The organism is Lentzea fradiae, assembly GCF_900100955.1.
GTDB classification, from domain to species: Bacteria; Actinomycetota; Actinomycetes; order Mycobacteriales; family Pseudonocardiaceae; genus Lentzea; species Lentzea fradiae.
Genome location: NZ_FNCC01000019.1, coordinates 50705 through 73518 on the forward strand (window position 1 = coordinate 50705; position 22814 = coordinate 73518).

The window sequence follows — 22814 nt, forward strand, 5'->3', positions numbered from 1 at the left end:
GGAGTGCTCGTCAGCGGTACGCCCTGGCCTGCAACCCGTACAGCTGCGAGTAGAGGCCGCCGCGGGCCACCAGCTCCGCGTGGGTGCCCGCTTCGGCGATCCGGCCGCCGTCCACGACGACGATCAGGTCGGCCATCCGCACGGTGGAGAAGCGGTGGGACACCAGGACCGTGACCGTGCCGCACTCGGCGGCGTACCGGGTGGCCTGGGCGGCGTAGCGGCTGAACAGGGCGTGCTCGGCCTTCGCGTCCAGCGCCGCGGTCGGCTCGTCGAGCACCAGCAGCAGCGGCCGTTCCCGCATGAAGGCCCGGCCGAGGGCGAGCTTCTGCCACTGCCCGCCGGAGAGGTCCACGCCCGGCGCGTAGCTCGTGCCGAGCCGGGTGTCGAGGCCGTCTGGCAGCCGGGGCACCAGGTCCTGTGCGCCCGCCCGGCCCAGCGCCTCCTCGACCTCGCGGTGTGAGTCGATGCGCGGCAGGTCGCCGAGGCCGACCGCCTCGCGGGCGGTGAACTCGTAGCGCACGAAGTCCTGGAACCCGGCGGCGATGCGCTCGCGCCACGCGGTGACGCCGATGTCCGCGAGGTCCACCCCGTCGACGGTGATCGTGCCGCCGGTCGGGCGGTGGAAGCCGCACAGCAGCTTCACCAGGCTGGTCTTGCCCGCACCGTTCTCCCCGACCACCGCGACGGTCGTGCCCGCCGCCAGGGTGAGGTCCACGTCGCGCAGGACCGGTGCGGCACCGCCGGGGTAGGTGAGGGACACGCCGTCGAGCCGGATGCCCTCCCGCAGCCGGTCCGGTGGCGGGACGGCGCCACCGGGCCGTTCGTGCTCGTTGCCCGACACCGCGGCGCGCAGCTCGCGCATCCGCTGGTCGACGAAAGCGAACCGGCGCAGCGCCGGCAGCAGCGCGACGGCGGTGGCCACCTGGACGTTGACCTGGAAGGCCAGCACGACGACCAGCACCACGGCACCGGCGGACAGCCTGCCGGTGGTGGCCTCCCACACCACCAGCAGCACGGCGCCGACGTAGCCGATGGCGAACCACAGCTGACCGAAGGCGCGCAGCAGCGTCGCCTTCGAGTGCGCCTTGCCGAGCACGTCCGTGGCGGCGTCCCACAGCTCGGCGTGCCTGCGGCGGACGTCGGCACCCAGCCGGTAGACGCGCAGCTCCTTGGCGGAGGAGGCGCTGACCGCGAGCCGGAACGCGCTGCGCGCCAGCCTGCTCGGCTCCGCCGCGGCGGTGCGGGCGTCGTCCACGACCTGCTCGGCGCGCTTGCCAGCGAGCAAGGCGGGCACCGCCACCACCGGCAGCGCCAGCAGCAGCGGGTGCACGACGGCCAGGAGCACGGCGGTCAGCGACATGGCGACCAGCAGGCTCGCGGTGGTCATCAGCGCCTTCATCGCCATGCGGACGTTCGGGACCTCCTCCTCCAGCACCGCCAGCCGGTCGGCGTGCTCGGGCGTCTCGTGCACGTCGAGGCCGGACGAGCCGTTGGCCAGCCCGATCAGCTCGACGTCGTAGTCCACGAGGTCGCGCTCGGCCAGCTCGAAGTAGGCGATGTGGGCGAAGTGCGACAGCGTCACGCCGCCCATCAGCAGCACGGCCACCACCACACCCGTGGTGATCGCCGTGCCGCGCTGCCCGGCCAGTGCGGCGTCCAGCAGCGTTCCGGTGGTCAACGCGGCCAGCGGCAGCATGGCGCCGGAGGCGAGCATGAGCACGACGGCGGTCCAGGTCTTGAGCGGGCTCTGGCGGTGGCCGCGGGCCAGCAGGTCCCTCGCGGCGATGAGCACGGACCTCATCCGACTGCCTCCCGTTCACCGTGAGCCGCCACGTCGTCGCCGAACTGGCCGGCCTGGAGGTGGAACAACTCGGCGTAGCGCCCGCCCAGGGACAGCAGCTCGTCGTGGGTGCCCTCCTCGACGACCTCGCCGCCTGCGATCACCACGATGTGGTCGGCGTGCCGCACGGTGGAGAACCGGTGCGAGATGAGCAAGCTGGTGCGGCCCGCGGCGACGCGCTGGAACTCCTCGAAGAACCGGGCCTCCGCGCGCACGTCCAGACTGGCGGTCGGCTCGTCCAGGACGAGCAGCGCGCCCTCGTGCCGCAACCGGAACAGGGCGCGGGCCAGTGCGACGCGCTGCCACTGCCCGCCGGACAGGTCGGCGCCACCGGTCACGTGCCCGGCCAGCGGGGTGTCCAGCCCGGAGGGCAAGGCGTCCAGCGCGGGCAGCACACCGGCGTCCCCGGCGGCGGCGCGGATGCCGTCCTCGTCGTCGAGGTGCTCCACCGCCCCCAGGCCGATGTTGTCGCGGGCGCTGCGCTCGTGCCGGACGAAGTCCTGGAACACCACGGCGAGCCGGGCGCGCCAGTCGTCCACCGCGAACCGCCGGATGTCCACGCCGTCGGCGGTGATCACGCCGCGGTCCGGCTCGTACAGCCGGGTCAGCAGCTTCACCAGGGTGGTCTTGCCGACGCCGTTGACGCCGATGACCGCGGTGCAGCGGCCGGCCCGCAGGGTCAGGTCCAGATCCGTGAACACGGGCCTGGCCGCGCCGGGGTAGCCGAAGGCCAGCCCGCGGAAGGCGATCTCCGAACGGGGGTGCGGCACCGGTCCGGTTCCGCCCCCGGCCGGCTCGTCGCCGGTCATGCCCCGCTCGAACGCCAGGACGGCGTCGTAGGCGTCGGCCCCGTACTCGGTCTGCAGGTCCGCCTCCGGGTAGTGCTCGGCCAGCCGCAAGGCGCCCATCACGGCCTGCACCACCAGCGCGATCTCGGCCGTGGACAGGCTTGCCGCGCCGAGCGCGCCCAGCACAGCCGCGACCGCCAGCACTCCGAACGCCGTGTAGCCGTAGAAGGGCCGCACCATGATCCGGCGGCGCTCCCACCACGACGGCAGCAGCCACGACAGGTAGCTCGTGCGATACCGGTCGGTGAGCCAGCCGTGCGTCCCGAAGATCCGGATCTCCTTGGCCGCGGTCGCGCCCATCGCCAGGTCCCGCAGGTAGTCGCCCTCGCGGCGGACCGCGGCGTTGGCGCGGAAGAGGTTGGAGAAGCGGTGCAGGCCGCGGCGGTGCCCGTAGCGGAACGCCAGCACGGTGGCCAGCAAGGCGACCGCCGCGAGCCACGAGAACACGATGCCCACCAGCGCGGCGAACCCGGCGAGCTGCGTCACCCTGGCGATCAGGTGCAGCATTCCCGCACACCCCTTGCCGGGGCTCTGGAAACCCCTCTCCAGCTCGCGCCGTGCGCGGCTGAGCAGGTCGAGCTGCCGCTGGTCCTCCAGGCCACCGATGCCGGGTGCGCGCAGGGCCGCGGCCATCAGCTGGTCGAGCACTTCGCCGTCGATCCGCCGGGCGATCACCTCGCCCAGGCCGGCCTGCACCGGCACCAGCACCTGCTGGCCCGCGAACGCGAGCGACGCCACGACGAGCGCGCTCAGCGCGCCGGTCCAGGCCGCCCCGTTCGCGGCGGCCTCGGGGACGTGGCCGACCACCGCGCTGGTGGCCACCACGAACACCACCGGCAGGACGCCCAGGGCGAGGTCGCACACCGCGGTGGCCAGCACCAGCGGCCACCCCGCGCGGGACAGCAGCCCGGCCAGCCGCCGGCGGGCGACGACGATCCCCCGCAGCTCCGCGCAGCGCCCTCCCCGCACCGGCACGGTCGTCACGAGCGCCTCCGCGGGCCTGGCACGGCCCCGACCACCGAGCCGCGCACCACCGCCGGCGCCCGCCCGGCCACCCCGTCCTGGGCGGCGAGCACCACCCGCACGCCGGGCCGTGGCAGCACCCGGTTGCCCAGCAGCCCCGGGTCGGGGTCGATCCGCTGGCCGGGTTCGAGCTCCAGCCGGAACCGCTGGGTGATGCCACCGACGATGGAACGGAAGGCGTTGCGCGCCAGCTGCTTGCCGATGCAGGACCGCTCGCCGGTCCCCCACGGCTGGAACGCGCCGGAGGGGTAGTCGGCCCGGCCGAGGAAACGCTCCGGCCGGAACTCCAGCGGGTCGGGGAACGACTCGCCGCGCTGGGTCACCCACGGCACCAGCATCAGCGCGGTCCCGGAGGGGAGCAGGGTGCCGCCGACCTCCAGCGGGCCGACCGTGCGCTTGACCTCCCACGCCGCGGCCGGGTAGAGCCGCATGGTCTCGTCGAGCACGGCCTCCAGGTAGGGCAAGGACTTCACGTCGGCGGGCACCGGGACCCGGCCGCCGACGGCGCCGCGCAGCTCGTCGAGCAGGGTCCGGGCACGATCCGGGTGCAGCGAGAGCAGCAGCAGCGCCCACACGACCGCCGAGGCGAGCGAGGTGAGGCCCGCGAAGTGCAGCTGGAGCATGAAGTCGCGGACGAGCCCGGGGTCGCGGGGCAGGTCCGCCCGGTCCGTCTCCTCCAGCAACGCCAAGGCGAGTGGGTGGTCGGGCGGCTGAGCCCGACCGGCGGCGATGGCGTCGATCTCGGTGTCCACGGCCTCCAGCGCGGTGCGCAGCTTGCGGCGCTGGGCCAGACCGGGGACGTCGACCGGGAGGAACGTCGAGGCCAACCGGCGCGGGGTCGACTCCAGGACGTCGATGTAGAGGTCCACGGCGGCGTCGGCGGCGGGCGAGCGCAGCGCCGGGTCCGCGCCGACCATGTACCGCTTGAAGATCCGCTTGGTCAGACCGGTGGCCACCGGCACCAGGTCGAGCCGGTCACCCGGCGACCAGGACGCCAGCAGCCGTTCCGTCTCGTCCGCGGCGATGGCCGAGTAGGAGGCCAGCGACCGCCCGCCGAGCGCGCGGTGGCAGATCCGGCGGTACAACGCGTGCTCGGCGCCGGTGGAGTTGAGCACGCCGCGGCCCTGGACGCTGTCCCGGGGCGGCAGGTCCACCCCGCCGCCGCCGTCGATCTCGACCCGCTCGCCCAGCCCTTCGGCGACCGCGCCGGCCTCGTCCGGCCCGAACGCGGCGACCGGCGCGCCGATCAGCGGCAGCCGCACCAGGTCGCCGTGGTCGCGGTGCGCCCGTTCCAGGAATCCCAGCGGGTCGCGCAGGAACCGCCACTGGCCGGCGATCGGGTTGCCGCCCGGTCCCGGCGGTCGCCGTCCCGGTCGCGTCGCGTCGGATGTCACGCCTCGGCCTCCTTCGTGCTGGGGGTGCTCGGGGTGCCGGCTGCGGTGGTGCGTCACGCGACGCCGGCGGCGTGGTCCACGCTCGGCAGGACGCCTCGGGGCAGCCTGACCGCGAGTTCCACCGGCGGCGTCGCGAGCCTCACCACTAGTCCGGCTCGGGGATGCCGAACAGCGCGCGGGTGCGGCGCGGCGCGATCCGCAGCGACAGGTTGACCAGCGCGCCGACCGCGCCCAGCACGCGCAGCGGCCCGAACACCGCAGCCGCCGCCCTGAACGGCGCGGGACCGGGCAGCCGCGGCGAGATCTCCCGCGCCACCCGCAGGTAGCGGGCCGCGTGCTCGCGCCGGCCGTGCCGGGCGCACTCCAGCGCGGCGATCCACACCAGGAACCGCAACGAGAAACGCTCGACCTCGCCGGACATCCGGCCGTGGCGGCGCGCCAGCTCGATCATCTTGAGCACGGTCCGGAAGTAGGCTTCCTTGTCGAACCCGTACCCCGCGGTGACCCGTTCGCCGGGGTGGTCGCGGTAGATCACGCCGACGGTCTCCACGTGCCGGAAGACAGCCCCTGTCAAGGCCATCCGGCAGGCCAGCTCGGTGTCCTCCAGCATGGTCAGCTCTTCGTCCCAGCCACCGCGGTCGACCAGCGCGCCGCGGCGGTACAGCGGCTGGCCGGTCTCCAGCGCGGGGATCCCCGTCCCCGGCAGGACCAGGTCGTAGGCGCGCCACATCATCCGGGCCGTGGTGGCGGCCAGCTCCTCCTCGGTGAACGCGGACTCGTCGGCGAACTCGTGGTTCTTCGGCTCGTGGAGGGCGGTGAACACCAGGTCGGTCTCCGGCTCCCGGAGCATCAGCTCCACCGAGACGGCGATCTTGTGCCGGGTCAGGACGTTGTCGGCGTCGAGGAACTGCACGAACTCGCCCTTGGTGGCCGACAGCCCGGTGTTGCGGGCCGCGGACGCGCCGGCGTTCTCGGTGACGATGACGTCGATCCGGTCGCCGAACTCGGAGCGCAGCAGGTCGGCGCTGCCGTCGGTGGAGCCGTCGTCGACCACGGCCACCTCGATGTGCGGGTAGGTCTGCTCCAGCGCGCTGCGCACGGCGTGGCACACGTAGTCGGCGCCGTTGTAGCACGGCACGATGACGCTCACCAGCGGCTTGCAGTCCGCTTCGGACTCGATGTCGGACACGTTCACTCCCCTGTCTTCGCTCCGCGGGAACCACTCAGACCGGGCGCAGCGAGCCGACTCCGGTCAGGTCTGCGACCTCCACCGAGATCTCGCACCGCAACCGGTGGAAGTCCAGGGTCAGCTCGCCCGCCAGCCGGGCCGTGCCCGTGCCCGCGGCGAGGTCGGCGGCGGAGAGGTCGGTGGCGGCGTGGTCGAGGAGGACGCCGAGCTCGGTGCCTCCGCCGGTGTCCGGGAAGAGCACGTGCACGTAGCCGTCACCGATGGCCGCGGCCAGCCGCTCCGGCGAGGCGGCCGGCCGCAGCACGACCCTCACCCGGTGCTCCCCCGCGCACAGCCTGGTCACCAGGTCCGGCCCCTCCGGGAGCACGACCTCCGCGGCGGCGGGCCGGTCGGCGGCCTCGGTGAGGGCCTTGCGCAGGCTCAGCGGGCGCATGTCGGTCCACACCTCGTCGATGTGCCCGAGACAGTCCTGCTCCGGCCCCCGGAAGCCCTCGTCGTGCCAGCCGGGCGGGAGGTCGCGGTGGGCGGGCCAGATCGAGTACTGCTCCTCGTCGTTGCGGACCACCAGATAGGTCTCGTCGGTGGTGCGGCCGGTCATGGCTCCTCCTGCTCCGTCGCGTGCGTCGAGTGGTCTCAGGCCGAGCGCATCAGGCCCGCCCGGTAGGCGAAGGACACCAGCTGGGTGCGGTCGCGGACGTTGAGCTTGCAGCGCAAGCGGTAGACGTGCGTGCGCACGGTGGTGATGCCGATCGCCAGGTCCCTGGCGATCTCACCGGTGGACTTGCCGCCCGCGAGCATCACCAGCACCTGGTGCTCCCTCGGGGTCAGCTCGGTGACCACGGCGCGCAGCGGCTCCTCGGTCTGCCCGCCGCCGTGGTTGAACCAGTCGACCAGGCGCTGCGCCACCAGCGGTGCCAGCATCGTCTGGCCGCGGGCGGCCGCACGCACCGCCACGGTGATCTCCTCCCTGGTGGCGTCGGTCAGCAGGAGGCCGTTGGCACCCGCGCCGAGCACCGAGCGCACCACCTCGTCGCTGCCGTTGTCGGCGAAGGCGATCACGCGCGGCCCGGAGTCGGCGAACTCCTTCGTGAACCTGCGGATCAGCTCCACACCGGACATGCCGTCCAGGGCCAGGCCGGTGATCACCACGTCGGGCCTGCGGGTGCGGGCCAGCATCAGCGCCTGGAGGCCGCTGCTGGTGCAGTCCAGCACGGTGATGTCGGGCGCGGCGCCCAGCAGGGTGGACAGGCCGTCGCGGACGATGGGCAGCTGGTCGCAGATCAGCACTTGCAGAGACACAACGAAACCCCCAGGTGGGCCTTGGCCGGAGTCTGTCTACAGCGGACGGTTCAGGGTTCGCCCGCTCGGGACCGGTGGGGAGGCGGCGGTCCAGTGCGCCACGCGTTCGACGAGCAGCTGTGCACACCGCTCGACCGGGTCGTGCACGGTCTCGATGCGCAGGTCGGGGTCCTCGGGAGCCTCGTAGGGCGCGTCCACGCCGGTCAACCCGGTGATCTCGCCGCGGGCGTGCCTGGCGTACAGGCCCTTCACGTCGCGCTCCCGGCACACCGCGAGCGGCGTCGCGACATGGATCTCGTAGCACGGCAGACCTTCGACGGCGTGTGAGTCGCGGAAGGCCCGCCGTGCCGCGGCGTACGGCGCGATGGCCGAGACCAGCACGACCACGCCGTTGCGGGCGATCGTCCTGGCCAGCACGCCGATGCGCGTCAGGTTGCGCTCCCGGTCCGCGCGGGACAGGCCCAGCTCCGGCCACAGGTTCCGCCGCACCTCGTCGCCGTCCAGCACCTCGGCACGCCGCCCGGCGGCCAGCAGCCCGACCAGCGCCGCGGAGGCGATGCTCGTCTTGCCCGCACCGGACAGACCGGTCAGCAGCAGGGTCATGCCCCCGCCGGTGTGCACTGGCACCACAGACCCCTCCCGTTGTTCAGACCGTCAGCCGGTGCTCTCGCAGCGCCTCGTAGAACGGCAGCTGGCGTTCCAGGTGGACGCGCAGGTGGCCGAGGTCGGCCATGGTCAGCCGGTGCCGCGACGGCCGGTCCTCGAACCCGGTCGTCTCGGCGACGTCCCGGTGCCACCTCCCGGTGGCCCGCCACTCGGCGCGGTCGCCCGCGGGCCAGGACAGCGCTTCCGGCAGGTGCGGCAGGCCCAGCCGCTCGAAGTAGGCGTGCACCACCGCACCGGGGTCGCGCACGAGATCGGCGGCGTCGATGACGACCGGCCGCTCACCGGTGACCTGCCACACGAGGGTGAACAGCTCGTGCAGGTGCTCGAACCCGATCTGCTCCGGCCGCACGTCCGGGTTGATCGCGTAGTAGGACGGGATGGTCTCGGCGGGATCCCGGATGAGGAACGTGCTGCACACGTCGCGGGCGAGGAACGCGCGGTCGGCCAGCACAGCCGGGTAGCGCTCGTCGGCAGTGTCCTTGAAGAACAACGGCTGTTCGCGCGCCAGTGCGCGCAGCCGGCCCACCACCCCGGTCTCGGAACGCACGCACTCACCGCCGAGGTCGACCGAGCCGAGCTCCGCCAGGGTCGAGAACGGCTCGTGCACGGCCTGGAAGTCCGGTCGCTGGAGCACCATCCGGAAGAACGCGGTCGACCGGCTGCGCGGCACGCTCCACAGCGCCACGATCCGCCGGCCCGCGCTCACGCCGGCTCCCGGTCGCGGGTGCGCGCGCCGACCACGCTCGCCAGCAGGTCGCGGTGCTCCCAGACCTTGGCGAGCGCCTCGGCCACGAGGTCCAGCAGCGGTCGTGCCTCCGGGTTGAGGTGGACCCGTTGCACCACGAAGGAGTCGTCGAGCACGGCGCGGGTGACCGGCAGGTCCAACGCCCTGCCGTGCGCCGCGCGGCCGGCGAACACCGGCTGCTCGGACAGCGGCACGGTCTGGTAGCGCGACACCGGGACCCCTTCGGCGCGCAGCGCGCGCATGACCACCTCCCGCAGCACGGGAGCCTGGCGCGGGGTGAGGCCGAAGGCGTCCGGGCGCACCCGGAAACGCAGGATGTGCCAACCGTGCCCCCGGTCCGGCAGTGCGGCGGGCACGATGAACCCCGGTAGCTGCGCGACCGACGCCAGCAGCCGCCGGACGTTCTGCTCACGACGTCGCTGCGTCTCGTCCAGCCGGGCGAGCTGGGTGCGGGTGAACGCGGCCTGAACGGCGTTGATCTTGGCGTTCCAGCCCAGCACCTCCGAGACGTACGGGCGCTCGCCCCGGTCGGGCAGCCGCTCGCCGAACTGGCGCATCATCCCCGCCCGCTCGGCGAGCGCCGGGTCACCGGTCGTGATCAGGCCGCCCTCCCCGCAGGTGGGCAGGTTCTTGGAGACGTTGAGGCTGAAGGCGCCCAAGTCGCCCAGCGAGCCGGTGACCCGCCCCCGGTAGGCGACGCCGTGCGACTGCGCGGCGTCCTCGACCACGACCAGTCCGCGGTGCCGGGCGAAGGCGAGCACCTCGTCCATGTCCGCGGGCAGGCCGTGCAGGTGCACCGGCAGCACCGCGGCCGTGCGGCCGGACACGGCGGTGGCCAGCTGCGCGGTGTCCAGGGTGAACGTGGCCGGGTCTACGTCGACGAACACCGGTACCGCGCCCAGGTGGACGGGGGCCAGCGCGGTACCGACGAAGCTGAGCGCGGGCACGATGACCTCGTCGCCGGGTCCGACACCGGCCGCGGCCAGCGCGATGGACAGCGCGGCCGTGCCGTTGGCCACCGCGAGGCAGTGCGCCGCACCGACCCGCTGGGCCCACTCCCGCTCCAGCGCACGGATCTCCTGTTCGCCCGCGGACGCCGCGGTGAACCGGCCGCTGCGCAGCACGCCCAGGACGGCCTCGTTGTCGTCGTCCGTCACCACCGGCCAGACCGGCGGTGGGGTGCCCCTCGGCACCGCCGGTCTGCCGCCGAACATGGCGAGCTTGGGCATCGTGTCTCCCGATCCGAGTCGTGGCCAGACCTGCGGGCGGCTACTCGCCCCAGTCCTCCTCGATCGTCGGCGCCAATGCGAGCAATACCGGTTCGGTGGTGACGACCTCCAGTTCACTGCGGCAATCACCGCATTCGACGATCTCATTGGGCAGCACCGCGTCGTCGACCACGACACTCGCTTCGCAAGCCGGGCACTCAGTGGCAGTCACAACTCTCCTCAACGGTGCGTCCACGCTGTGCGGAAATGGGTCAACGACGGTTGTCAACGCGGCGATTACCTGCCGCCCCTCGTCGACACACTTTGCAATCAGCCTCGGAACCGGTGAACTGGCCAAACCATAGACCTGGCTCACGCCGGGGCGTCAAGCGTGATCGACGGGCTGTTCGAACAAAAAGCCGAATGCTTTCGCCAAGCCGCGAAACCCGATAGCTTCGGAGTAATCTACCCGCATCTCGGACGCGTGCAATCGTCGACGAATGCCGGTGGCGCGCCGCTGGACGGGCGGCGTCGCCCACCGGTCCCCGCTACTTCCCGGCCCGTCCCCGTTTCTTCTCACCGGCGATCCGCTCGGCGGCGTCACGCAGGCTGTCCGCACATCCCAGCGCCAGGTCGGCGACCACCGCGGCGCAGTGCGGGGGCACCGCCTCCAGCATCCTGATCTGCTCGTCGCCGCTGATCGTGTGGATGGCGTCGAGCCAGCGCAGCAGCGCCCGGCCGGCGTCGGTGAACCGCAGGGCCGGGTCCTGTTTGAGCGCCCGCAGCGCCGCCTCGCGGTCGTGCGCCTGGCGCGGGAAGGGCCGCCCCGTCCGGTCGCGGACCTGTCGCCACCAGCGCTCGGGCACCGGACTCTCCCCGCGCCGGACCCGTTCGCGGACGTCGCGGGCGGTACCGATGGCGATGCCCGCCGCGCTGGCGATCTCGCGCAGCGACGCGTCGGGTCTGCCCGCCAGGAACTCGACCGCGCGATTGCGCCCGGCGGCGATGTCGACCGGCCTCCTGCGCCCGTCCCTGCCGATCCGCGTGCCACCGATCAAGTGCCCGGTTCCGACAGTTGAACGCCTGCGGATCACGCCCACGGTGTCGGCCGACAGCCCGGTGCCGCGGGCGATGGACCGGTCGGAGCGGTCGGGATAGATCTCGATCAGCCGCGCGGCCGCCGCCTCGCGGTCGGCGAGCGGCAGCGGCAGGCCGTGCGCGATGTTGGCCTCCACGGCCAACGCGAAGGCGGCGTCCTCGTCACCGTCGAAGAACTCGACCTCGATCGTGGTCCTTCCGCACAGGACGGCAGCCAGCAACCGGTGCATCCCGTCGACCACCCGCATGGTGGGCCGGTGCACGATGATCGGCGGCAGCTCGGCGTCGATGCGCGCCAGCGCCCGGACGTGCTCCAGGTTCTCCCCCGCGAGCCGCGGCGAGCAGGACCCGGCGAGCTCGTCGATCTCGATCACGGCGAACCGGTCAGCGCGGCCGTTCTCTCGTTGTCTCCGCGGCGCGGGGACGGATCCGGTGGAACCTGCCTCCATTGCCGCTGCACTCGTGTCGTCCAACTACTCAGGTCCCCTCGGCTTCAGCAGTACGTGGAGCGGTGAACTCGGGAACGCGCCGAGACCGAGCGGCTGATCACGGGCGCGAAACCACCGGGCAGTGCACTCCGGGATCCGGTCGGAAGGAACTCAGAAAGAGTCGCCGATCATCCGGGTGACCTTCCGAAGAGAACGCCGTCCCGGCAACACGAAGGCGGTTCAGAAGCGATCGGGCATCGTCCGATCGGGATAGGTCTCCGGAAAGTCGAGATCAACAGCAGCCCCCAGTGGTGACCATCGAAATGACTCCTTATCGCTACAGAACCACAACCCCGCCACGCATTCAAGGTCTGCCGAAGCAGTCGCCGGAGAAGTGCCGACCGCACGACACGGACTCGTCTCCGACTAACCGTCTTCCAGCCCATCGGGCCTCGCGCTCGGCGGTAGCAACGGCAGTGAGCAACTCCTACAATCACTAGCCCATCGACACGGTCCCCATAGGCCCTCCAGCCGGAGAAGCTCGACGGGCGCACCAATTGAGCAGCGCATTTCCGCGCTTGCGCCGGCGGTTTCGCCGGGTTTGCCGGGTTGCCCCCGACGTGCGCGAGGGCCGCTTCCCGACCGGAAGCGGCCCTCGTTCGACGGGATCGACGCCGGGGAGCTCCCCGACCGGCTGAGCGCCAGTGGGGTCGTCCTCAGCCCGCGTACTGCCGGTTGAACCGGGGCGGGACGAAGTCGACGAACCGGCCGTCGCCCGCGAGCCGGTTCATGGCCCTCGGCGAGACATCGGGCCAGTGGCCCGTCCGAAGTCGTTGCCACATCTGGTCGATAGCAGCCACCTGCTCCCCGACCGTGAACGTGCAGTGCCCGGCCGTCCGCACGTACGTCTGCCGCACGAGCCCGCCGTTGCCCGCGCGGCGAGCCAGGTCCCCGTAGGAGTGCTGCTGTGCCACCGTCGAGATCTGGTCACCCAAGCCGTTGACGGTCAGGACGGGAACCCGCACGTCACCCGTGAACACGATGCCGCGCGAGAAGGCGTCGACCGCGGCGGTGTCGGCGGCGACGCGCGGAGCGGCGGACAACCGCCTCAGGTCGGACCCGAGATCCAGCCCGGCTTCGGCGTACAGGCGCAGCACCGCGAGCCGCTGAGCCGGCTCGGCCGACAGCAGCTGCCGCCCGTAGTCGACCCCGGTGTTCCAGGACGGGTTCCCGCCGGTCAGCTGTTCGATCGCGCGCCTGCTGCTCATCGCCTGGCCGATGTAGGGCAGCGGACCGCCCGCGAGCGCCAGGTACATGCCGTTCTCGATGCCCGCCGCGTCCCACCGGTCCGGCACCGGGGTGGCACTGCCGTCGGCCGCGAGCCCCCACGCCGGGAGCTGGCCGATCGCGGAGGCGAGGGCGATCCGAGCCCGCCCCTCCGCCGTGGACTGCGCACCGGCCAGCGCCGAGATCCACTGCTGCTGCGCACCCGGCACGTCCTCGGGGATCCCCGTGACGGGCAAGGCCGTGTCGCGGAACAACAGCGTCTTCAACGTGAAGACCGTGTCGAGCTTCTGGTTCCACTGCCCGACCGAACCACCAAGCCCACCGCACATCGGCACGGCGGCGTCGAACCGTCCAGGATGGACCTGCGCCGCACCGGCGGCGACGAACCCGCCCATGGACCGACCTTCGGCGATCGCCCAGCGAGCCGGCCCGAACGCCGCCTCGAACCGGTCGAGCGCGGCGGCCTGGTTGTCGATCGCCTGAGCGATCCGCCACCCGGTGACGGCCCTGGTCGTCCCACCCACCGCGTAGCCCCGTCCGACGAGGCTGCCGGTGAGCGACGAGGTCAACCCTCCCGCGGCGAAGTCCATGTCCACCAGGACCACGCCGTTCCACCGCTGCGGCTTCGCGAACTCGTACGGGGTGCCGTCCGGGAGCTGCCCGGACGTGCAGGTCGTCGTGCCGAGGCACGGCACGACGTCCGGTGGCGCCGCGCTCACGGCGGGCGCGGCAGCTACGAGAAGCGCCGCGGCCGCCAAGACGGTGCCGAGGTCACGCGTTGCGGACATTCGAGCCTCCAGTCCCGGGGAACCCTGCCGGGGACCAATAGTGGGCTTTAGCCGCAACGCACGTCAACGTTTATGTCTAATGATTTCTATGACGACCTGCGTGTCCAGCTCAATTCGGAGACACCAGCGAGGTCGCGCACCCGCAGGTTCCAGCTGAACAGGCCCATGTCGACGAGCCACTCACGACGACCCCTCGACGCGCTCCACCCGCGTCGGCCGGACGGGCGTGATCCGCTGACCGTTCCTCACCCTGCTCACGAGACACGGCATGGCTGGTTATCCCGAATGGACAGTCGCGGCGCTGACTCGACGTTGGTCATCCCGAGGTCACACAACGGGGTGTTCACGTCCATCTCGTCGCCCTGATGCCGGAGGGGAAACGGGTCGTGCGCGTCATCGGCGTTCGCCTCGGTCCGGCGTGTGGTCAGGCCGTTCTCCGCCGCCACCGCCGTGATCACGCCCTCGATCGCGGACTTGCTGAAGCAGCACCGGTCGCGGCCGTTCGCGAAAATGTGCGTGCCGAAACCACCGATCGACGGCGAGCTGGCGCTGGGATCTACGAGGCCGGGCCGCCGAGCAGTCGTTTCCGCTCAGCGGCGACGATCTCGCGGGCGATCTCGGCGTCGGAGATGTCGAACGCCTCCGGAGCACTGTCCGCGGTTGCGGAAACACGTGCGAAGTCGTCGAAGAGCTCGCGCTTGCGCCCGAGGATGTCGGTGATCCGGCGGTCGACGCCCTCCTCGGACAGCAGCCGGTGGACCTGGACCGTCTCGAGCTGGCCCATCCGGCGCGCCCGCGCGATCGCCTGCCACTCCGTGGTGGGCTTGAGCTGGGGCTCGCAGATGACGACCACGGAGGCGGACTGGATGTTGAGACCGACGCCGCCTGCCACGATCTGGGCGACCAGGACCGCGCCGCGGGGTGCCTCGGAGAACTCGTCGACCAGCGCTTGGCGCTTGGCGGCGGGCACCGACCCGGTGAGCGGCCCGAACACCTTGCCGGGCAGGATTCTGGCGACGTCGTCCAAGACCTCCCGGAAGTGGGAGAAGACCAACACCTTGCGGTGGTTCTCCTCTGCTTCCTCCACGATGTCGATCAGCCTGCGAATTTTCTCGGACCTGGGGCCCGCCCGCATCGCGGCCTGGCGCATCGCCATGAAGTTCGACTGGGCGACAGACGCGCGGTAGGCCCGCTGGTCTTCGTCCGAGAGCGGCAGCCATTCCTCGACCTCGACCAGCTCCGGCAGCTCCGTGAGCACGTCCTCCTGGTTGCGCCGCAGGTAGGCGGGGGCGACCTGCTTGCGGAACTGGCGCGGGGCGTGTTCCCCCGCGTCGACCGTGAGGTCGGGGCGCAGGTAGTCGACGAGGTTGCGGAACTCCTCGATCCGGTTCTCCAACGGAGTGCCGGTCAGCAGGATCGCGCGCGGGGCCCTGTTGATGAGCGCCCGCGACCTCGCCGTCCGCTTGGCTGCGGGGTTCTTGATGTAGTGCGCTTCGTCGAACACCAAGCAAGAAGGCGCGGCCTTCGCGGGAACCTTTCCCTCCAGCCATGCCAGGCTGTCGTACGTCGTGACGGCCACGCCGCCATCCCGGATCCACTGCTTGAGCGAGTCGTCGCGGCCCTGGCCGTGCAGCCGGAACGCCCACAGGTCCGACTTGGACCGGACCTCGCGGATCCAGTTCGTCACCACGGCCGCGGGGCAGACGACCAGGAAGTGGTGGGAGCCCTTGGCGCGCAGGTGCGTGAGCACGGCGAGCGCCTCGACGGTCTTCCCGAGCCCCATCTCGTCGCCGATGATGACCTTGCGCTGCACGATCGCGAACCGCGCGCCGAACGACTGGTAGCCGCGCAGCGAGGCGCCGAGGTGGGCCGTCTCCAGCTTGAGGTCGCGGACCGCGTCGAGGATCTCGTCCGGGAGATCGCTGCCGGCGCCTTCCTCGTCATCGCTCAGGAAACCCAACTCGGAGAGCATCGCGTAGTAGTCGGCAGGACGTGCGAAGAAGTCCTCCCACGGATCCGCCGGACCGCCCGGCGCCCCGCCGCCCTCGTGGTGCCCGAGCACGCCCGCCCAGTTCGTGACCCTGTCGCGGACCGACCGGAGATCCGCGACCTGCCGTTCAGCGGGGATCACCACCAGGTGGGTGGCGCCGTTGACGACGGTGCTCATGATGGCGCGCAGCTCTTCCACTGCCGCCAGCTCGGCAGAGGCCGTGCCGATGGACCGGACCGCGTCCCAGGCGCGCAGGGCACGGAGCAGTTCGGTGGCCGCGGGCGTCCGCTTGGCGATGTCGATGCGGACCGGCATCTCGTCCAAGGTTGTCTGCCAGATGGTGCGCGCGGCGCCGATCATCCGCTTGCCGGTCACCTCGCCCACGCCGGGGAGCACGGGAATCGCCTGCTCGTGTCGCAGGGCCTCACCGACGGTGTTGATCCCCGCTTCACGGAGCGCGCCGAGGCGAAGCTGTCCGCTGGTGGCCTCCCGCAAGCGCTCGATCGGCATCTCCGCGACCATCGCCATGGTCTCGTCCTGGCGCAGTGCTTCGGCGGCGGTGGCGACGACGGCCTGGACCTGGTTCACCTCGCGCAGCGACCGGTCGATCGCGGCCAAGGCCGCCCGTGCCGGTGCCAGGAACTCCACGTCGATCACCTGCGAACCGGCCGGAAGCCGGTGGGCGAAGCCGACTTCGGGCGCCAGCAGCCCGGTCTCCTGGACGTCGGGCGTCAGCGCCGGGTCCCACCGCTCCAGCCGCACGAGTTCGTTCAAGGCACCGGAACTGGTCAGCCAGCCGTCGAGCTCGGCGAGGTACCGCACGCTGCCCGCGGCTTTCTCCTTGCGGACCTTGGAGGCGAACAGGCGTCGGGCGCCGAACGCCGATCTGCTGTCGGCCAGCGCCATGCGGACCCGGTCGTCCGTGAGACCGGTCAGCGCCTGGTGCGCCAGCTCGGAGAGCTTCGGCATCTCGTGTGCCCGCCGCAGCGCAGTGGCTCGGGCGCGGTCGTCGAAGCGCAGGCTGATGGTCTTCCACAGGACGGTCCGTCCGACGCCGCACCGGCAGATGCGGCGCTCGAACTCCCTGGCCGCGGCCGCGGCCTCGTCCGTGACGGCCTTGCGGATCGCGCGCACGCTCGCCGCCCGGTGAGACCACTGCTTGAGGCTGGCCGCGTTTTCCTTGGCGTGCTCGCGTTCGACCTTGTCCATCGTTCTCTCTCGTCACCCTGCCTGCCGACGCTGCCCGGCGGGCGCTGCGGTGGTCAACGGCTGCTGTCTCCTGGCGGACGTGCCCTGGTCAGAAGGGCGCTGCCCCTCTTGCCCACGACTGGATCCAATCCCCGCGGACGCCCGTCGCCGAGAAGCTTCCCAGGTCGGTGGTCCTGAAGGGATCGGCGAGGTAGCGCACCTGGTCGTGCGCCGGGCCGCGGGGATCGACCGAGACGAGGGCGAGGCGGTACTGGGGTGCCGCGTTCTTGCCTGTCATGACCTCGTTGTGGGTCACGAAGAAGTCCTCCGCACCTGCCATGCGCGCCTTCACCTCGATCCGGATCGTGGTGCCGTCCGGGGCGGCGGAGAGCACGTCGAAGCCAGGGTTGGTGAACGCCTGCTCCTCGGGTGCGCGTCCGAGCTTCCGCTCGATCTCCAGGACGAGGTCGATCCCGCGCCGCTCGACCTCCTTGGTCTCCTTGGCGTGCAGAGGCGCGTTCCGGTCGATCTCACCGGCGACCGCGGAAAGCGGCAGAACCAGGGCGGCAGTGACGAACCGCGGTGGCGGCGTCGACATGTGGCTCTGCCGATCCAGCAGTTCCATGCGCTTCGCGAGCCGGACATCCAACTCGGCCGCCTTGGTGGTCAGGCTGGCGGCCGTCTCCTTGACCTTCTCCCCGCGCCGCTGCTTCTCCTGAGCGGCGGACGCGTCCCGGAGCAGGCGTTCCCGCTCAGCGACCAGGCGTTCCCGCACCTGTTGCCGCGCACGCTCCAGCTCGGCGGCACGGGCCGGCCGGACCTCGTCGAGGTACTCGCGGAGCCGGTGAGCGCTGATCCAGCTGAGCGCCTTGGTCTCGGCGTCGGCGAGCCACGCTGCCGCCTTGACCTGATCCACCTGGTTGCCGCGAGGAGCGGCCACGCAGTCCAGGTACGGCGCCGGGCCCGCAGAGCTCACGGTGCCGTGCTCATCCACGAACACGTACCCGAAGCGGCGTGCCACGGACGCGCCCGTACCGTCGTTCACGGTCTCCTCGACGCCGACGAGGAGATGCGGTTTCTCCAGCGTGGCCGACACCAGCACCGTGCCGGCGTTGAGGGAACCGGAGAACTGCTTGATCGCCAGGTCCATCACCGCGTCGTGCAGCGGATGGCCCGGCGCGAGCAGGTCGGCCCGGATTGCTTCCTCGTCCCCGATGTGGTCAAGCGCGAAGCACACCCGCTCGTACTGCGACGCGACCGGAGCGTGCGCTTGGGCGCGGACCGCAGCCGGAACGTGGGAGAGCTCGAAGCGCCCTTTCTCCCGCCGGGCGATCTTGCCGCCCAGCCGGGTGAACGCGACCTTGAACGCCATCTCGATGTAGTGCGGCTGCAGGCGCTTGGCCCTGGCTTCGTCCATGGCCGCTCGCATCGTCCGGAGGTCGTCGTCCGAGAAGCTGGTCGCGGCCAGCGCACGCTCGGTGAGCAGGTGCCGCACCCGCTTTCCGGCCGTCTCGTCGATGACCTCGTGCATGCGTGCCCGCACCTCGGGCTGCTCGCCGTACTGGATGGCGCGCAGCAACAGGTCGCGCAGCGGCGTCTCCGCGAACGCCTCGCCGAGGACGTCGAAGACCTTCCCGCCGTAGGCTTCGCTCATCTGCTCCAGCTTCCGCAGCAAGGTGGTGAAGACGTCGCCCTCACGGGTGTTGGTGGCCACCAGGTTCCACAGCCGGCACACCTCGGTCTGGCCGATGCGGTGCACACGTCCGAACCGCTGCTCGATGCGGTTCGGGTTCCACGGCAGGTCGTAGTTGACCATCAGATGCGCGGCTTGGAGGTTCAGGCCCTCACCTGCGGCGTCCGTCGCCAGCAGCACCTGGCACCCCGGGTTCTTGGTGAACTCCTCGGTGATCCTGCGGCGGTCCAGCCTCTGCACACCGCCGTGGATGGCCACGACCGCCTCAGGCCGCCCCAGCAGGGCGGTGATACGTCCTCGCAGGTAGTCCAGGGTGTCCCGGTGTTCGGTGAAGACGATCAGCTTGCGCTGCACGCCCCTGGCGTCGGTCGTGAGCGTGTGGTCGTGGAGGATGCGGGACAGCTCCGACCACTTGCGGTCCGTGCCGGACGCGCGAACCTGGGACGCGGCCTGGATGAGCACGTCAAGCTCCTTGAGCTCGTCGCCGAGTTCGGCGACGGTCTGGGCCGCCGTCGCGGCGTCCATGACCTGCTCTTCGAGGGACTCCAGTTCCTCGGCGCTCAGCTCGTCGTCGTCGAGGTCCGCGAGGTCGACGTTCGGAAGCGGCTCGGCGAACGAGCCCTCTTCGATCTCGCGCTTCTTGCGTTCGAGCCGCTCGGCACGGCGGACCAGGGACTTGTAGATCGCCTCGGGGCTCGAAGCCAGCCGCCGCTGGAGAACGGTCATCGCGAACCCGACTGTGTTCCGCCGCTTCCCATCCAGGCGCTCGGCCCGGTTCATCCCGGTGCGCACGTACTCGGTGACGTCCTCGTACAGCTCCTGCTCCAACGAGGTCAGCTCGTACGGGACCGTCTCGGCGACGCGTTCGGGGAACAGCCGCTTCCCCTCGAAGGTGAGCAGGTCCTCCTTGACCATGCGGCGCATGAGCCCCGCGGTGTCGACCGAGGTCTTCTTCCTGCCGGCGAACCTGTCCCGGTCGAGCAGGGTGAGGAACGCCTGGAAGTCCTCCTCCTTGCCCGAGTGCGGAGTAGCGGTCATCAGCAGCAGGTGCCGGGCGATCTCGCCGAGCTTCTCCCCCAGCAGGAACCGCTTCGTCTTGCGCAGCTCGCCGCCGAACCAGTTGGCGCCCATGCGATGTGCCTCGTCGACGACGACGAGGTCCCATCGGCTCTCCAGCAGTTTGCGCTGGAGTTCCTCGTTGCGGGAGAGCTGGTCCATCCGCGCGATCACGAGGTTCTTCGTCTCGAAGACGTTGACGTTGACGTTCGCGTCGATCAGCTGGTTGGTGAGCAGGTCGAAGTTGAGGCCGAACTTGAAGAAGAGCTCGTCCTGCCACTGCTCGACCAGTCCACCCGGTGCCACGATGAGACATCGCTGCACGTCGTCGCGGAGCACGAGCTCCTTGACGTACAGGCCCGCCATGATCGTCTTACCGGCGCCGGGGTCGTCTGCCAGCAGGAAGCGCAGCGGCGTGCGCGGCAGCAGCTCGCGGTACACGGCGGAGATCTGGTGCGGCAACGGGCGGACGTTGCTGGTCGCCACCGCGAGCATGGGGTCGAAGAGGCCGGCCAACTGGATACGCTTGGCCTCTGCCGCCAGCTTGAAGTCCTCCGCGGGAGCATCGAACGCACGCGCTCCGGTGTCGGCGACGGTGAGCGAGTGCTCGTCGTCGCGGAAGACCATGCGCTGACCCAAGGAGCCGTTGACGCGCTTGTAGGCCAGCTCGACAGCGTCGGCACCGTGCGGCTGAGCGAAGAGAACGGTGACCGTCTCGCCTGGCTCCACCCCGTTCAACCGGACACCCGACGTCAACGACTCCAACCGCACGCGCAACTCCCGTCGACCGCCATGACCTTCCCCACGGCATGTCGGGGCCCCAGCAGGAGGTGTTACTCGGACAACATGCGTTCAACCGAGACAAACCTCACGGGCTGATCGCCATGAAACACTCGCTCATACTCCCCACAGCCCCATCGAACCAGGCTCCTCAGGCGATGCCGCTGGACGGCGATGCCCAGTCAACGCGCCAACCGGTTCAGCAGTTGGCCTGTACCTCCGCGTCACAGCGCGACCAAATCCGCGGCGATGGACTTGGCAACGGTTTCCTGCACCCGGCCGCCGAGCGATCGGTCATGATTCACGCCGTGGTCGACGAGTCGATGTCCTCTGACGAAGTGCTGTCCCGGCTGTCCTCGCTGCGGCAGCACAGCCGGGGAGGGAAACGGTCACCGCACAAGCCGCTCCTGGTGCTGCTCGCGTTGGGCCGGTTGACGACGACAGGCACGAGCGCCCTGTCCTGGGCCGCGGACGCCGGGAAGCTGGCGGACCTGATCCGGGACTTCGGACCGGCCTCGACCACCCAACCCGCGCAGGCCGCCGCGTACCCGTTCACCCGCCTGCGCTCGGACGGCATCTGGACGCTCGACCGCGACGTGCCCATGGACCGCGTGCAGCCGCTCACCACACAGGCGGTGTCAGGCCGGCTCGCTCCGGGGCTCGAACGCGCTCTGCTCGACCCGGACCTCGCCGCCGCGGCGGCACGGCGCCTGGTCGAGTCCGAGTTCCCGCCCACCGTCGCACCAGACGTCCTCGCCGCGGTCGGCATGGACCCCGACACGGTCCTCGGCACCGCTGGTGTGCCGGTGACCCGACGGCAGCGTCAAAGTTCGTGGCCTGCCACCATTCTGCAAGCGTGGGACCGGCAGTGCGCCTTCTGCGGCTTCGACGGACAGCTGGGCGCCGCCACCGTCGGCGTCGAGGCCGCGCACATCCGCTGGTTCGCCTTCGACGGACCCGACACCCCCGACAACGGCTTGGCCCTGTGCTCCCTGCACCACAAACTGTTCGACCACGGTGTCCTCGGCCTGAACCACGACCTGCGCATCACCGTGTCCGCCAAGTTCACCAGTCGCACCACCACCGGACGAGCCGTCTACGAGTTGCACGAGCGCCCACTCGACCCCAGACCCGGCACCACCCCGCCCGCGGCAGACCACATCAGCTGGCACACCCGCGAAGTCTTCAAGAGTCCCGCGCTGAGTGCCTGACCAGCGGAAGATCATCGCCGGCCCCGGACGCTGGTAGGACAGTGGGTATGACGGAGTCGCGCACGATCGTGATCACCGGTGCGAGCTCGGGCATCGGGCTCGCCGCCGCGCAGCAGTTCGCCGAGCGTGGCGACCGGGTCGTCCTGGTCGGCCGTGACGAGCACCGCCTGGCCGCCGCCGTCGAGCGGGTCCGCGCGGCCGGGCGGGGTGTCGAGCCCGGTCACTTCCGGGCCGACTTCGAACGCCTGGCCGACGTGCGGGCGCTCGCGGACCACCTCCTCGGCACCTGTCCGAAGATCGACGTGCTGGCGAACAACGCCGGCATGATCTCGATGTCGCACCGGCGCACCGTCGACGGTCACGAGGCCACCGTCCAGGCCAACCACCTGGCGCACTTCGCGCTCAGCGTGCTGCTGCGGGACAGGCTGCGCGGAGGCCGGATCGTCACCACCTCGGTGCGGCCTGGGCCCAACGTGCGGTTCGACCCCGACGACCTGGACGGCGACCGACGGCGCTACCAGGGCGTCGCCGCCTACCAAGCATCCAAAGCGGCGAACGTGCTCTTCTCGATGGAGGCCGCACGGCGGTGGCCCGACGTTCTGAGCGTCAGCCTGCACCCCGGTCTGGTCCGCACCGACATCGGCCGCGGCACGGCGCTGCGCCACGTCTTCCGCTACGCGCCGTTCCTCATCAGCCCCGAGAAGTCTGCCCGGCGGCTTGTGCGGCTTGCCACGAGCCCGGCCGCCGAACTGACCAACGGCGCCCTCCATGGCCCCGGCGAGCCCCTCTCGCTGAACTCGCGGGTCTTCAACGCCGACAACGCTGTGCGGCTCTGGGCGAGGCCTGAGGTAGCGATTTCCGATCTGGCGACGTGACCACTTGGAGGCATACTTTTAGTCAACACTGAAGCTATGAAGAAAGTCGGACGTACGAAGCGGTCACACCATGACGCCGGTCGACGCTCCGGCAGCCCCGGCGCCCGAACCCGGCCGCCCGGCCGAAGCCCCACGTCAGCGCCTGGGCCGGGGAGCGCACGGCGTCACGCGTGGAGGCCGTGTACTGGCACCCTCAGACCACCGCGAG

16 protein-coding genes and 1 pseudogene are annotated in these 22814 nt (G+C 71.2%); 2 read left to right on the forward strand and 15 right to left on the reverse strand.

Going from position 1 to position 22814, the window contains the following annotated elements; all coding sequences use genetic code 11:
• Positions 1-10: 10 nt before the first annotated feature.
• From BLT23_RS35220 to BLT23_RS35290, 15 genes and pseudogenes are all read right to left on the reverse strand, one after another.
• Positions 11-1801, reverse strand: coding sequence for an ABC transporter ATP-binding protein (locus BLT23_RS35220; protein WP_090058327.1), 1791 nt, complete (start codon positions 1799-1801; stop codon positions 11-13).
• Complete coding sequence (locus tag BLT23_RS35225; RefSeq protein WP_245744517.1) at positions 1798-3672, reverse strand: ABC transporter ATP-binding protein; 1875 nt, start codon at positions 3670-3672, stop codon at positions 1798-1800. Before BLT23_RS35225 ends, BLT23_RS35220 begins: the two co-directional genes overlap by 4 nt.
• The gene (locus BLT23_RS35230; protein WP_176947068.1) at positions 3669-5105 is read right to left on the reverse strand and encodes a cytochrome P450; all 1437 of its coding nucleotides are present in this window, start codon (positions 5103-5105) and stop codon (positions 3669-3671) included. The genes BLT23_RS35225 and BLT23_RS35230 overlap by 4 nt, the downstream gene beginning before the upstream one ends.
• A 145-nt stretch (positions 5106-5250) precedes the next feature.
• Positions 5251-6294, reverse strand: coding sequence for a glycosyltransferase family 2 protein (locus tag BLT23_RS35235; RefSeq protein ID WP_176947069.1), 1044 nt, complete (start codon positions 6292-6294; stop codon positions 5251-5253).
• A gap of 394 nt (positions 6295-6688) precedes the next feature.
• Positions 6689-6892: pseudogene (locus BLT23_RS41925) on the reverse strand (MbtH family protein); the annotation flags it as partial.
• A gap of 35 nt (positions 6893-6927) precedes the next feature.
• A complete protein-coding gene (locus BLT23_RS35245) occupies positions 6928-7593 on the reverse strand; it encodes a LuxR C-terminal-related transcriptional regulator (RefSeq protein ID WP_090058341.1) in 666 nt (221 codons plus the stop codon).
• A gap of 36 nt (positions 7594-7629) precedes the next feature.
• The gene (gene cysC, locus BLT23_RS35250) at positions 7630-8220 is read right to left on the reverse strand and encodes an adenylyl-sulfate kinase (RefSeq protein ID WP_245744518.1); all 591 of its coding nucleotides are present in this window, start codon (positions 8218-8220) and stop codon (positions 7630-7632) included.
• Positions 8221-8239: 19 nt separating this feature from the next.
• Positions 8240-8965: a sulfotransferase-like domain-containing protein gene (locus tag BLT23_RS35255; protein WP_218133978.1), complete on the reverse strand. Its 726-nt coding sequence runs from the start codon at positions 8963-8965 to the stop codon at positions 8240-8242.
• Entirely contained in the window at positions 8962-10233 is a 1272-nt protein-coding gene (locus tag BLT23_RS35260) for a DegT/DnrJ/EryC1/StrS family aminotransferase (protein WP_090058345.1), read from the reverse strand. Before BLT23_RS35260 ends, BLT23_RS35255 begins: the two co-directional genes overlap by 4 nt.
• A gap of 40 nt (positions 10234-10273) precedes the next feature.
• Positions 10274-10468, reverse strand: coding sequence for a lysine biosynthesis protein LysW (locus BLT23_RS35265; RefSeq protein ID WP_342713725.1), 195 nt, complete (start codon positions 10466-10468; stop codon positions 10274-10276).
• Between the two features lie 292 nt (positions 10469-10760).
• Entirely contained in the window at positions 10761-11684 is a 924-nt protein-coding gene (locus BLT23_RS35270; protein ID WP_245744520.1) for a ParB/RepB/Spo0J family partition protein, read from the reverse strand.
• A 770-nt stretch (positions 11685-12454) separates the two neighbouring features.
• Positions 12455-13813: an alpha/beta hydrolase family protein gene (locus BLT23_RS35275; protein ID WP_090058354.1), complete on the reverse strand. Its 1359-nt coding sequence runs from the start codon at positions 13811-13813 to the stop codon at positions 12455-12457.
• Positions 13814-14067: 254 nt separating this feature from the next.
• Positions 14068-14271: a hypothetical protein gene (locus tag BLT23_RS35280; protein ID WP_090058357.1), complete on the reverse strand. Its 204-nt coding sequence runs from the start codon at positions 14269-14271 to the stop codon at positions 14068-14070.
• Between the two features lie 98 nt (positions 14272-14369).
• Positions 14370-17012: a DEAD/DEAH box helicase gene (locus BLT23_RS35285; RefSeq protein WP_090058361.1), complete on the reverse strand. Its 2643-nt coding sequence runs from the start codon at positions 17010-17012 to the stop codon at positions 14370-14372.
• Between the two features lie 88 nt (positions 17013-17100).
• Positions 17101-20511, reverse strand: a complete 3411-nt coding sequence (locus BLT23_RS35290; protein WP_090058364.1) for a helicase-related protein — start codon at positions 20509-20511, stop codon at positions 17101-17103.
• A 305-nt stretch (positions 20512-20816) separates the two neighbouring features.
• Between BLT23_RS35290 and BLT23_RS35295 the strand changes: the two genes are divergently transcribed.
• Both BLT23_RS35295 and BLT23_RS35300 read left to right on the forward strand, forming a co-directional pair.
• The gene (locus tag BLT23_RS35295) at positions 20817-21731 is read left to right on the forward strand and encodes a phosphorothioated DNA-binding restriction endonuclease (protein ID WP_218133979.1); all 915 of its coding nucleotides are present in this window, start codon (positions 20817-20819) and stop codon (positions 21729-21731) included.
• 47 nt (positions 21732-21778) lie between these two features.
• The gene (locus tag BLT23_RS35300; protein ID WP_090058367.1) at positions 21779-22606 is read left to right on the forward strand and encodes an SDR family NAD(P)-dependent oxidoreductase; all 828 of its coding nucleotides are present in this window, start codon (positions 21779-21781) and stop codon (positions 22604-22606) included.
• Positions 22607-22814: the final 208 nt, after the last annotated feature.